Here is a 12,261-nt window from a genome sequence, read left to right as displayed (position 1 = left end):
GGCCTTTTTTATCTGTTTATTTAGTTTTCTATTTATGGCAATGCTGGCAGATCGAATCGATTAATCTGCTTCATCAATCCAGTTCATTTGAATGGCTTCTAAGATGCCTTCATTTGATTTTTGTGGATCATCATCAAAGCCTTCAAGCTCAGTTACCCAGCGATGCAAATCAGTAAAGCGAATATACTGTGGATCTGTTTCTGGAAATTTCTCATAAAGCTCAATCGCGATATCTAAGCTGTCTGTCCATTTTAATTTTTGTGGTGTCATAACGGTACCTTATTTTTAGTCGTTTTGAGAATCATCATTTTAAAAACGATGCCATCGTCCTAATACTGACGATTTGATGGGCTCTATCCTACCAAAATTCAGCAAATGATTATAGCCAAGTTATTTTATGATGTTGTTTTCCAATACTGGGTTTCAATCCTGTTTTGCGATGTAGCTTAGGCTGACTTAGTCGATTTTACCGCGACTTGATGCTCATTCCATGTGTTAATGGTGTCTGTTAATTGCTCGCCCATCATATCTAATACTTCTGGTGTGCGCATACCTTTACTATCTGTAAAAACAAACTTGGTCATACCAACGCCCATCAGCTGGTTTTTGACAAAAAAACGATGCTCAAAATACACATATTTATGATCCCATCCTGCGACTACACTGCTAAGCGTCATTTTATCCAAAAATTTAATTTGCTTAAGATAAATCATCTCTTGCATGGCAATCACCCAATTCAGTGACTTAATGCCTTTTTCGTGACAGCACGCCTTTACCCAGCGTGTCACGTTTAGCTCAATAAATGATAAATAACGATAATTGGGTAAATGATCGCGAAATCCCATATCGTGAGGCAAAATTCGATAATGACGAACGGTCGGTGCAGTCAACGTCTCTAGACTGATAGTCTCACTCGTCGATTGATGCTTGAGCTGTTGCTTAAGCAAGTTAACCATAATAAAAAAACGCAGTAACATGTTCATAAATCTTTCTCTTATTTCATCGTATTTATAATTGGTAATCGTCTAACGTTGAAGCTGTTCAGATGGGTTAAAAGGTTAATCAGGCGCAAATCGTATACTGAGTAGATAAAGCACAGTTAATATTATGATTATTAAAAACTCACCGTAATTGGAAATAACCTCAGTCTATAGTCGGCTCATAAATGCCGCCCACTTTAACGCAAAAAAAGCCACCTCAGTGACTTTCTTTATCTAAAAACTTATCTGCAAATAATAATGGTTAAAAACATAGCTTAGAGATTAATGACCGCCGCCATTGATAGTACGTACCATCTCTTCTACCATTTTCTTAGCATCACCAAAGATCATCATGGTTTTGTCCATGTAGAATAAGCTGTTATCCAGACCTGCATAACCGGTACTCATTGAACGCTTGATGACCATGACCGTCTGGGCTTTGCTAACTTCTAGAATCGGCATACCAAAGATTGGGGAAGTAGGATCATCTTTCGCAGATGGGTTTACAACGTCGTTTGCACCGATAACCAACACCACATCTGTACTCGCAAAGTCTGAGTTGATCTCGTCCATTTCTAAAATATCATCATAAGGTACATCAGCTTCAGCCAATAGGACGTTCATATGGCCTGGCATACGACCCGCGACCGGATGAATGGCAAAGCGAACGTTAACGCCTTCTTCTTTTAATAGCTCATATAGCTCTTTTACTGCATTTTGTGCACGGCCTTGTGCCATACCATAACCTGGTACAATGACCACACTGCTAGCATTAGACATGAGGAACCCTGCGTCTTCTGCTGAGCCTGCTTTGTAGTTCTTCGGTGCACCATCATCGCCGCCTACGGCAACAGCTGACGTACCCATACCACCGAATAAGACATTAAGTAGTGAGCGGTTCATGGCTTTACACATAATATAAGACAAGATCGCACCTGATGAACCGACTAGCGAACCCGCGATAATCAGCATCGAGTTGCCAAGCGTGAAACCAATACCTGCTGCTGCCCAACCTGAGAATGAGTTCAGTAGTGATACAACTACTGGCATGTCACCGCCACCGATTGGCGCAATCCACATCCAGCCAAAGATAACGGCAATCACTGCCATCGCATAAAATGCCGGTAATGAGTCAGTGACGAAATACACACCACCGAAACCAATCATCGCAATGAACAGTAGCGCTTGAACTGGTTTTACCCAGCCGCCAACCAATGTTTTCGCCCAGCTTTTCGCTGCCAATTTACCAAAGGCAAAGACTGAAGCTGAGAACGTAATTGCACCAATGAAGCAACCGATAAATAGCTCGATGCGAGCAACGGCACCATGCTGCTGTTCAGTGTGTAATACCGTCGCAAGTGCAATCGCAACCGCTGCTAAACCGACGAATGAATGCATCAAAGCAACCGTTTCTGGCATTTGTGTCATCGCGACTGTTTTCGCTTTCCACATACCAACGAGGGCACCCAACACCATCGCCCCGATAATCAACCAAAGCACAGGACCTTCTGCTAAAAAGAAGGTTGTTACGACGGCAATCGCCATCGCTGCCATACCAAAACGGTTACCACGAATCGCGGTCTTTGGGCTAGACAAACCACGTAACGTTAAAACAAAGAGGATAGCGCCGACTAGATAGAACCAATCTGCATTTGCCGCAATCATTGCTGAGAAGTCGTTCATGCGTCACCTCCGGCATCGGTGGTTGCTACTGGTGCTTTTTTCACTTTCGGTTTGAACATCGCAAGCATACGCTCAGTCACAGCAAAGCCACCGAAAATATTGATACTGGCTAAAAATACCGCAAAGGCACCAAGCAAACTGGTCGGTGTAAACATTGAACCATCAATCGTGACGGTCTGTAGCATCGCACCCACGATGACGATACTTGATAAAGCGTTGGTTACCGCCATCAATGGCGTATGTAATGCAGGCGTAACGCCCCAAACCACGTAGTATCCGACAAAAATAGCGAGCACAAACACAGTGAAAATCGCTACAAATGGTGTGCTACTCATGGCCGCACCGGCTGGCGCTGCAGCTAAAATAGTGGCAATCATCTAATCCTCCTAAAAATTTATTCATTACTGGCAAATGTGTAGTGACAAAATATGTGGTAATAGACTATTCAAACTAGCGTTTGGCCAGTCGTACCTGACTGTCATGCGTCACTGCCAGTGCGCCCTGAATCTCGTCTTCCATGTCTAAGTTAAGTGCTAAGCTAGCTGATGCTTCATCGCCAGCAGGTGCAATCAATGTCGTAATAAAGTTAACAAGGTTATTGGCATACAAATCTGAAGACTGTGCGGCTAGCATAGATGGGATATTGGCGGCGCCAACGATACGTACGCCGTTGTCTGTGGTGATGGTTTCGTTAGGCACACTGCCTTCGACGTTACCACCGGTACCAGCCGCCATATCGATCAGTACAGAACCTGCCTTCATTTTGGCAAGCGTTGCGCCATGTACCAAGCGCGGAGCGTTACGACCAGGAATCTGCGCCGTAGTAATAACGATGTCAGCGTTGCTCAATGCTTTGTCCACGACAGCCGCTTGATCTTTGACATATTGCTCTGATGGCGTCCATGCATAACCACCGGTAGACTTAGCTGTTTCAGCCTCCTCTGCGCTCATCGGCACATCAAGCCATTTACCACCGAGTGACTCTACTTGCTCGCGAGCGGTTGGACGTAGGTCACTGGCTTCTACCACTGCACCCAAACGCTTTGCTGTCGCAATCGCCTGTAAACCTGCAACACCAACACCTAGGATAACGACTTTGGCTGGCTTAACCGTACCTGCCGACGTCATAAACATCGGAAAAGGACGTGAATACTCATTGGCCGCGAGCAATACGGCTTTATAACCAGCAAGGTTGGCTTGTGATGATAATACATCCATATTTTGTGCGCGTGACAGTGTACGAGGCAATAACTCCATCGCAAAGACTGTTGCGCCTTTGGCTGCATAAGTGTCAAGCTGAGTGTTACGATACGGGTCAAGCATGCCAATGACGATCTGACCAGACGACAAGCTTTCAGTGGCTTCCGCTGGTAGGTCATTGACGGTGGTAATAATCTTAGACTGGGTAATCACCTCGGTACGACTACTGGCAATGTCGGCACCCGCAGCCTGATACAACTCATCAGCATAGTATGCTGATTGGCCTGCACCTGACTGAATGACGACTTCAAACCCAAGTTTACGCAATTTTTTGACTGCGTCTGGGGTTATGGCTACACGGCTCTCGCTCGTGATATCTGCACTGATTACACCGATTTTCATACCGTCTCCTTACTTACGTCCAATGACTATATTTACGTCTCACGACTACCTTTAATACCCTCAACGCACATCTAAAAAGCACAGGGGACAAAACCCTTTGATCATGATTAATCCATTACAGCGACCAAAGGTTATCAATTTAATAAATGATAGCTACTTTACCATCATGCCTTTTTATTATAGAGATATCGTTCGTCAAGTTTCATTGTCTAATGATGACCCACAAGTAAAATAAAAATTTAGGTATTTACACCATTGGCATACTTTTTGTTGGTATATTAAAGCCTTTTATTTTTCTGAAAAACGCTTAGCCCTTATAGGTACAGGCCTAACTCCATTTATTTCCTAATGTTAAATCCGTTCTTTTATTAAACAAATAACGTCAATAAACATAAAATAAGCAAGGTGAAGTCAAGTTCCACCCATGCATACCGTATAATAAGAATACTTGACACTCGAAAAAACCCGTCATCGATTCATTATAATAAGGAATAAACATGTATTTTTTGCTCTCCCCTGCAAAATCCCTGAACGAAACAGATGCTATACCATTAAATTTAGGCAACTACTATAGCCAGCCCGAGCTAATCGAGCGCTCACAAGAATTGATGAAAGTACTGAAGTCAAAAGAGCCCGTTGACCTACAAGAATTGATGAGTATATCTGACGATTTGGCTCAGCTTAATGCTACGCGCAATCAACAATGGCATTGGAGCGAAGAGCAACCATTTACTAACGATGCCTCTGATAATGCCGCTAAGCCTGCAGGCTATTTATTCGATGGCGATGTCTATACTGGACTTGATATGTATCATATGGACAAAGATACCGCTACTTATGTCAATGAGCACTTAGGTATTTTGTCTGGACTGTATGGAGTACTAAAGCCACTAGATCTGATCCAGCCATATCGTTTAGAGATGGGCACCAAGCTGAAAAATGAGCGCGGTGACAATCTTTATGAGTTTTGGGGTGAGGAAGTCACTAACGTTATCAATGCGCGTATGGCTGACAGCGATGACAAAACATTGGTTAATTTAGCTTCTAATGAATACTTTAAGGCGGTAAAAAAGAAAGCACTGAAGGCAGATATCGTCACGCCACGATTTGAAGACGAGAAAAATGGTCAATACAAAGTGATTAGCTTTTATGCCAAAAAAGCCCGTGGACTGATGGTGAAATATGCTGCTGATAATAAGCTGACCGATGCTGAACAGCTAAAGCAGTTTGATTTGGCAGGATATTACTATTGTGAAGATGCGTCCGATAATAAGACGTGGACGTTTAGAAGGGATGCGGCGGATCAGTAACTTGATATAATATGAGTCACAATTATAAAAGACCCATCATAAGCCGAAACTTATGATGGGTTTTTTATTCTCCAACCACTAAATGTTTTAGTACCTATATTCTAAAACGCAACTTATCTCTTGATACATCAAGTACCACTGTTTCATCATAAATATTATAGGTATGGAGACGATCAATATCTGTCTCCCAGTCCGGTTCAATATAACGTACAAAAGTTTCTTTATAAGACGTCGGTGTTAGCTCTTCTACTAGGTACAAAGCAATCCTACGCCCGTATCTAATAGTTCCATCTTGAGCAGTACGAAATAACTGACCATTTTTTCGAAATAGTGCTCCCGCTAGTCGTGAGCCACGCACATCAATCTTGAATGGTGCACAAGGATGAATGACCCAGTTATCTGATTCTAAGCTGTCAGAAGTATAGATATGCAGCTCTAAATCTATTGTCATATTTGAAACTGAACCATGCGTTGTAAAAAGATACCATAATCCATTGTGCTCTATGACTGCACTATCTGCTGCCTGAATGCCCAAAACTAACTCATTAACTTTCTTCCACTTTCGGGGAAAATCTACTGCCTTCAATAAGTTGATACAATGAGTATCTGCAGCTTCTGGAATCATATATACCGCACCTTTATGCTCAAACACATTGGGAAAGCTTAAATGCGTACTAATACCTAAATCTGCGAGGCCAGTGTCAATAATTTGACGGCTTTTATTTAGTTCTATCCACTCTATTCGACCAATATTCTCTTTATAGTTCAGACTCTCAAAAAATATGTAACGTCTTGAGTCGTGTTCAATATAAAAAGGATCAGCCCAAAAGCAGCCTTTCGCAGGCGGTATTTCTGTATATGTATGTATTGGTTGATCAACAGATCCAATAAAGAGGCTCCACTGATTGAGATAAAAACTCTTATAAAAAGTTTTGACAGTATAATATTTTAAGAATCTAGGTAAGTGTTTGATGGTCATTGATAAGTCGGGTTTGTGATGAACCGTGTGTTCGCCAGTTGTCTTAATAGGCTTTCCGGTATTAACTCCAACTCTATTCCTATGGAAGTACCAATATAATACCGATGCTGCTATCCCATTTGACTTACGCTTAGTTAAGTTATAATCCCAATAAAATAGCGTGCCATAACCCTCCCCTACAACTTTATCTACATTAAGATGTTCATTTAATAATTGCAGAGTCACGACACTACTTTCCCATTGTTCAGCAAACTGCCAATATAACGTAGGCTTATCATGTTGTATCGCATTGTTGCCATAATGAAAAAAAAGCACGCCATTTTTTGTAATACTTAAAATTTTTCCTGTCAGCGCTCTGAAACCAATATTAAGCAGGTAATCTAAATCCGCCGCTTCGATTTTCTCAATCACTGAATCTTCAATTTCTTCAGTGTACTCACCCTGCTTCGGTATAGACATGATAGTAGGCATTGAGCCATTTTTTGATAAGTCGTGGATAGAATAATGCTTAGCATTACTCTTAGTTCGAGAAAGAGAAGAGAATATTTTTTGATTAATTAGGGGAATAGACTTTAGTACACTGCGTTTTTGTTTTATATTTCGTTGAATAGCGATACAAACCTCAACAACTCCTTCATCCACTAATGACTTAAGTGGTTCAAAGTTGTACCACGCCAAGGTCTTATCTTCTACAAGGATTCCAAGTCTAATCTTCTTCATCGTGATCACATTAAATGGCACACGATATTTTGCGCATTCTGACCCGCAACACGTGTCCAAACTCCTTTTAATTGAATTGTCACTCCATCATATATTCAAATAATAACATATATAGTAGTACATGTTAAAAGAAACTCACCATTAAATTAGACACAAAAAAGCCCTGCTATCTTTCGATAATAGAACTTCTAATAGCCAAATAGACTTTATGACAAAATCATACTTTTAGCGAAACGCGATTCATCGAGAAAGGTGAGAAAATGGTCAATATAAAGTGAAAGGCTGAACAGCTAAAACAGTTTAATTTGGCGGGATATTATTACTGCATCGAGGCGTCTGATGATAAGACGTGGTCGTTTAGACGAGGCGAATCAAGCCAGTAGCTTGATATAAAATACATTTACTACAGTCACTAGAAGCATTGCATTCAGTGCTTCTAGCCCAATCATTAGATATCCTTTAGTTGAACATATGAACAGATTACAACAACCCTTCTTGTGCCATCATTTCTTGTACCGAGGCGCGGTTTAGCATGGCTTGATAGTGTGCACTTAGGTGTGTCCAGTCTTGTGCTCGACTCGCATATCGCTGACTCCAGTGAGCAATCATAAATAAATGAAAATCAGCCCCACTTAATTTATCGCCCAACAACCATGGACCATGACTCACCAATCCCTTTTCAATAATATCCCAGCAGTGGGTTAGTACGTCATTCGCTTTATCTTTCACTTGTTGCAAATTGTGCTCGCCGCTAATGTACTGCTCGGGATGTGCCCAACGATTGGCAGCTTCTTGTAGTGTAGAAGACATCCAAAACAAATACTGGTAATAGACACCGCGCTTAGAGCATCCTGTGTCAGGTGCTAGCCCAGACTCTGGGTGCTGATCTAACACATACATTAAAATTGCTGCAGACTCATAAATAACCTGTCCCTGATGCACTAACGTAGGTACTTTGCCATTTGGATTAATGGCTAGATACTCAGCTGATTTTTGCATGTTTTTAGACAGGTCTATTTCTATCATTTCATAAGACACGCCTAACTCTTCAAAGACAGCATGGGTGGCCATATTGGCACCACCCTTATCCCAATATAAAGTATAAATAGTCGTGTCCTTCTTGACGTTGCGATTAATGCATAAAATATTGCACTGAATAATAAAGATTATTCTCTAACGTGAAATAATCGACATGATAGCGTCCGCCAGTTGAGGGATTTCCGTCATTTTCAAACCGGCAATATTGATTCTGCCATTTGGCATGCCGTAGATAGCGAACTCATCTTGCAGTATCAGCATTTGATTTTCTGTTAGCGGTAATAGAGAAAACATGCCTTTTTGGTGCGAAATATCCAAAAACTCTGCAGGTGCACCTCTATCTTTTAATGCTGTGCCCAATGCTTGGCGAATAGTATCTACCCTATCGCGGTAGCTTGCCAGCTCGTCTAGCCAATCGTCTGGTTTGTCTAGCAAATAAGATGCCACTGCAGCACCGTGGTTGGGCGGCATAGAGTAGTTGGCACGTGTGATGGTTTCTAAAAGTGTCTGTATACCTGCGTGACGCTCATGGTTCGTCGTTACCACCATGGCAATACCCGTCCGCTCATTGTATAGACCCATGTTCTTTGAACAGCTGGCGGCGATAAATGCAAAATCAGCGTCTTCAATCATTAAACGAAGTCCTGCAGCATCGGCATCAGGATCATCTCCAAAACCTTGATACGCCATATCAATAAACGGGACAATATTTTTCTGTTTACATTTATCAGAAAACAGTTGCCACTGCTCTAAAGAAGGATCTATACCGGTAGGATTGTGGCAGCACGCATGTAATAACAACACGTCTCCTTCTTTTGCTTCTTCTAGCGCAGCAAAACACGCATCCATATCTAACTGGCCATTTTTATTTTGCCAAGGATACGTATTAACTGCTAACCCAGCACCTTCCATTAGCGGACGATGATTGATATAGCCAGGGTCACTGATCCAAACGGTTGAATCTGGAGAGAGCGTAGCGATCAAATCCGCAATGAGTCGTAACGCACCTGATGCCCCAACCGTCTGAATCGTGCATTGTTTGTTTAGACTTGGACTGTCACCCAGTACAAATTTCGCCATTTGCTGGTTAAAACTAGCGTTACCCGATAACATGCCATAAGCCTTCGAATGAGCTTCATGAGCAAGATGCATTTCTGCGTCTTGCACGGTTTTCATCACAGGCGTATTGCCATACTCATCCCGATAGACACCAACCAATAGATCTATTTTATGTTTGCGCTGGTCAGTACGAAACCTACCTAACAACGCCCACAATGGATCACCATTAATGATAGGCATATTGTTTAACATCATGATACTTCCTCAATTAATTTATTTTGCTCGATTGGACAAAATGACGCCAATGGTACTGAGTACGATGCCGCATATCATAATGACCGATAAAGATTCATTGAGTATCAGCGTAGCCAGTATAGCGGTTAATCCTGGTGACAAAGAGCCAAGTAATAAGGTACGAATGGAGCCCAGTTTTTTGACCGCATAAGAAAATGCAATAGTTGATACCACCCCTACACCAAGTCCTTGTACTAGGATAAACGGAAACGCTTCATCAAAAGATACAGAACCTATATTGGTCTCCACAATACCAGACAGGACCATCATCAATGTCAGAAAAAACGAGGTATAAGAGAGCACGATAGCAATAGCGATTGGACTCAACTTGGTGCTTTTTAACCCTAAGGTATAACCCGCCCAAATCAGGCTTGCCATCAACAGTAACCCTACACCGTACAGAAGACTATTAGGCACTGACTGTGCACGCCCGCCAATCATAGTAGCGATACCAAAAAGAATAAGGATTAATGCGGCAAATTTCTTCAATGATATTCGCTGACGATAAAAAATAAAAGACAATATTGCGGCAAAGAAGACTGGTGTCCCTGTCAAAATAGTACCAACGTAAGCTGCTGGTACCGTACTTGCACCAAAAGCGGCCAATAAAAGAAAAGGCACGCCACCAAGTAAAACAAACATGATGTCTGGCAGTCTTATATTTTTGACTTCATTCAAACTAGAGAGTACCCAAGGAGTCAATAAGACCAGCGGTACACTAAAGCGAATAAGCATGACATCGGCAATAGTTAGCGACGATGCTCCAACCGCTCGTACAGTCAACGCAAAGCCTGACCAAATCAATAATACGACGCTCATCGCCACATAGCCTTTGGTTAGTGGCGACATTACAAACAAAGGATTTTTGCGCGATGAGGGATGGAATATCGTATTCATAGTCGTGTCTTATGCTGGTATACAAAGACCAATTATCGATTAAAATACGCGCTTTTATCTCTATTTATTCATTGCAATTTTACAAATATTTGGTGGATAATGCTAATTAAATAAAAATTATTGGCATAAAAAGCCAAAAGGTAAATTATGGACAAAATCGACCGCCATATCTTGGAAGTGCTCCAAAAAGAAGCGCGCTTATCTACGGCGGAATTGTCCGAACGTATAGGGCTGTCGCCGTCTCCTTGCGCGCGACGCCTAAAACGTTTGGAAGATGAAGGTTATATAGAGAACTATCAAGCAAACGTAAATAAAGCCAAAGCGGGTATTGCGATGAGTTTCTTTGTGGAAGTCAGTCTCAACAGCCACCAAGAAGAATCTATCGCAGCTTTCGAGCGTGCCCTTTCCAATATGGACGAGGTGATTAATGGACATGTGGTATCGGGTTCTTACGATTATTTATTAGAAGTGGTGAGCCCCAATCTCGATGGTTATGAGCGGTTCACCCGTAAGCTACACAAGCTTGCTAGCGTAAAAGACATACATACTCATTTATCGGTGAGAAAGGTAATCAATAAGACGACTCTACCTATTTTTGTGTGAGATTTTTTTATACCGACTAAGAGAATAATGTCTCAATCGACCCTTTATGATTTCATTTGAGTTAAGCGAGATACAATGAATTAGTAGATAGTATTGGAGAAAATGTATATCTTATATTCCTTTTCTTGCATCACTTTCAATAATTTTCTAGCTGCTCTTTGAGCTGTTTCAGTGTAAGTGTAGAATTAGGACGATGAATCATACGATGGCAATTTGAACAAAGTACACAAACATCGTCAATTGAACTCCTATAAGAAGTTTCTCTTTCAGATAAAGGATTTAGATGATGGCACTCTATGTAATGTTTACCTAACTCTCCATAAACGTCTTCAAAATTGAATGTGCAAGCTTGACATGTATAACCATAAATATCCTTAGCTGCTTTTACTAGCTGAGGGTTTCTTGCAAAATAAGATACCTCCCTAAGTTTCCGTTCACCTTCTTCATATTCACTAGCATGACCAGAGGCATCAATTTGGTACTGTAATACTGACTCACTTATCTTTAATCCATTGATTAAAAAATCAATATAACTTTCAACATTGCCAAAACTTGATAGTTTGCTGTCTGCTTCTTTGACTCTGTAAACATTACCACTGGGTCTAAAATTCATCTTATAACCAACGTGCTCTTTAAACTGACTCCAAGTGAGTTCGATTTTTTGTGTTTTAAAGAAAAAAACAAAAGGGTAATGGCCGCTCTCCCAAAGAAAGTTAGACAGTTCTGACATTGGCTCTCTCCAAAACTCTTTAACTATACAAAGAGCTGGCAAATCTCCTGAACCACCTGTTGTTCTTATTAACAGCATTGCATCATTAACATTCAAACGTTTAATGACACTTTTAGCGCCTGCAGGAACTCCCCATACGTTGCAGAAACCATCAGGAAAACTCTCTTTTAGTCTCTTACTCATTTCATCTTTTAAATCAGCTGGGACATTCTGAAGAATATGCTCTACCGAGATTTCACTGAAAATAGTTTTAGGAAAATCTCTTGCTGAACCTTTCAAGCCAACATCGTGAAAAAATAATTGCATATTCAATCCTTCAGAAATTTATTGATAATTATTTATACTTCAAGTCTAAATAATAGCTGA

The 12,261-nt window shown here is 41.2% G+C and carries 12 protein-coding genes; 2 read left to right on the top strand and 10 right to left on the bottom strand.

Features of this window, described 5'->3' with window-relative positions; genetic code table 11:
* Window positions 1-60: 60 nt before the first annotated feature.
* The 5 genes from iscX to SJY28_RS06630 form a co-directional block, all read right to left on the bottom strand.
* Entirely contained in the window at window positions 61-270 is a 210-nt protein-coding gene (gene iscX / locus SJY28_RS06650) for a Fe-S cluster assembly protein IscX (RefSeq protein WP_021812734.1), read from the bottom strand.
* 176 nt (window positions 271-446) lie between these two features.
* Window positions 447-983, bottom strand: a complete 537-nt coding sequence (locus SJY28_RS06645; RefSeq protein WP_379543874.1) for an acyl-CoA thioesterase — start codon at window positions 981-983, stop codon at window positions 447-449.
* A 279-nt stretch (window positions 984-1,262) separates the two neighbouring features.
* Window positions 1,263-2,663 (bottom strand): NAD(P)(+) transhydrogenase (Re/Si-specific) subunit beta, encoded by a 1,401-nt coding sequence (locus SJY28_RS06640; RefSeq protein ID WP_379543873.1) that lies wholly within the window; start codon window positions 2,661-2,663, stop codon window positions 1,263-1,265.
* Window positions 2,660-2,998, bottom strand: coding sequence for a proton-translocating transhydrogenase family protein (locus SJY28_RS06635; RefSeq protein WP_197707696.1), 339 nt, complete (start codon window positions 2,996-2,998; stop codon window positions 2,660-2,662). Before SJY28_RS06635 ends, SJY28_RS06640 begins: the two co-directional genes overlap by 4 nt.
* A 115-nt stretch (window positions 2,999-3,113) precedes the next feature.
* Window positions 3,114-4,265 (bottom strand): Re/Si-specific NAD(P)(+) transhydrogenase subunit alpha, encoded by a 1,152-nt coding sequence (locus tag SJY28_RS06630; protein ID WP_379543872.1) that lies wholly within the window; start codon window positions 4,263-4,265, stop codon window positions 3,114-3,116.
* A 497-nt stretch (window positions 4,266-4,762) separates the two neighbouring features.
* Here SJY28_RS06630 and yaaA point away from each other — a divergent pair, with 497 nt between their 5' ends.
* The gene (gene yaaA, locus SJY28_RS06625) at window positions 4,763-5,575 is read left to right on the top strand and encodes a peroxide stress protein YaaA (protein WP_379543871.1); all 813 of its coding nucleotides are present in this window, start codon (window positions 4,763-4,765) and stop codon (window positions 5,573-5,575) included.
* Window positions 5,576-5,669: 94 nt separating this feature from the next.
* On the opposite strand, the gene SJY28_RS06620 is transcribed toward yaaA, so the two are convergent.
* The 4 genes from SJY28_RS06620 to SJY28_RS06605 all read right to left on the bottom strand — a co-directional run bounded on the left by SJY28_RS06620 (window position 5,670) and on the right by SJY28_RS06605 (window position 10,562).
* The gene (locus SJY28_RS06620; protein WP_379543870.1) at window positions 5,670-7,274 is read right to left on the bottom strand and encodes a hypothetical protein; all 1,605 of its coding nucleotides are present in this window, start codon (window positions 7,272-7,274) and stop codon (window positions 5,670-5,672) included.
* Between the two features lie 480 nt (window positions 7,275-7,754).
* Window positions 7,755-8,381 (bottom strand): glutathione S-transferase family protein, encoded by a 627-nt coding sequence (locus SJY28_RS06615; protein WP_379544945.1) that lies wholly within the window; start codon window positions 8,379-8,381, stop codon window positions 7,755-7,757.
* A 66-nt stretch (window positions 8,382-8,447) separates the two neighbouring features.
* On the bottom strand, window positions 8,448-9,626 hold the full coding sequence (locus tag SJY28_RS06610; protein WP_379543869.1) for an aromatic amino acid transaminase: 1,179 nt from the start codon (window positions 9,624-9,626) through the stop codon (window positions 8,448-8,450).
* An 18-nt stretch (window positions 9,627-9,644) separates the two neighbouring features.
* Window positions 9,645-10,562: a DMT family transporter gene (locus SJY28_RS06605; protein ID WP_379543868.1), complete on the bottom strand. Its 918-nt coding sequence runs from the start codon at window positions 10,560-10,562 to the stop codon at window positions 9,645-9,647.
* 147 nt (window positions 10,563-10,709) lie between these two features.
* On the opposite strand from SJY28_RS06605, the gene SJY28_RS06600 reads away from it, so the two are divergent.
* Window positions 10,710-11,165, top strand: coding sequence for an Lrp/AsnC family transcriptional regulator (locus SJY28_RS06600; protein WP_057758867.1), 456 nt, complete (start codon window positions 10,710-10,712; stop codon window positions 11,163-11,165).
* A gap of 136 nt (window positions 11,166-11,301) precedes the next feature.
* On the opposite strand, the gene SJY28_RS06595 is transcribed toward SJY28_RS06600, so the two are convergent.
* Window positions 11,302-12,201, bottom strand: a complete 900-nt coding sequence (locus SJY28_RS06595) for an HNH endonuclease (protein ID WP_379543867.1) — start codon at window positions 12,199-12,201, stop codon at window positions 11,302-11,304.
* Window positions 12,202-12,261 lie beyond the last annotated feature (60 nt).

Source organism: Psychrobacter sp. R86515, from assembly GCF_042466315.1.
Taxonomy (GTDB): Bacteria; Pseudomonadota; Gammaproteobacteria; order Pseudomonadales; family Moraxellaceae; genus Psychrobacter.
This window is presented reverse-complemented; position numbering and strand designations above follow the sequence as displayed.

Bases quoted from the DNA above. Each gene is read 5' to 3' on its own strand.
- iscX (WP_021812734.1), bottom strand. From the start codon at position 270: ATGACACCACAAAAATTAAAATGGACAGACAGCTTAGATATCGCGATT.
- SJY28_RS06645 (WP_379543874.1), bottom strand. From the start codon at position 983: ATGAACATGTTACTGCGTTTTTTTATTATGGTTAACTTGCTTAAGCAA.
- SJY28_RS06640 (WP_379543873.1), bottom strand. From the start codon at position 2,663: ATGAACGACTTCTCAGCAATGATTGCGGCAAATGCAGATTGGTTCTAT.
- SJY28_RS06635 (WP_197707696.1), bottom strand. From the start codon at position 2,998: ATGAGTAGCACACCATTTGTAGCGATTTTCACTGTGTTTGTGCTCGCT.
- SJY28_RS06630 (WP_379543872.1), bottom strand. From the start codon at position 4,265: ATGAAAATCGGTGTAATCAGTGCAGATATCACGAGCGAGAGCCGTGTA.
- yaaA (WP_379543871.1), top strand. From the start codon at position 4,763: ATGTATTTTTTGCTCTCCCCTGCAAAATCCCTGAACGAAACAGATGCT.
- SJY28_RS06620 (WP_379543870.1), bottom strand. From the start codon at position 7,274: ATGAAGAAGATTAGACTTGGAATCCTTGTAGAAGATAAGACCTTGGCG.
- SJY28_RS06610 (WP_379543869.1), bottom strand. From the start codon at position 9,626: ATGATGTTAAACAATATGCCTATCATTAATGGTGATCCATTGTGGGCG.
- SJY28_RS06605 (WP_379543868.1), bottom strand. From the start codon at position 10,562: ATGAATACGATATTCCATCCCTCATCGCGCAAAAATCCTTTGTTTGTA.
- SJY28_RS06600 (WP_057758867.1), top strand. From the start codon at position 10,710: ATGGACAAAATCGACCGCCATATCTTGGAAGTGCTCCAAAAAGAAGCG.
- SJY28_RS06595 (WP_379543867.1), bottom strand. From the start codon at position 12,201: ATGCAATTATTTTTTCACGATGTTGGCTTGAAAGGTTCAGCAAGAGAT.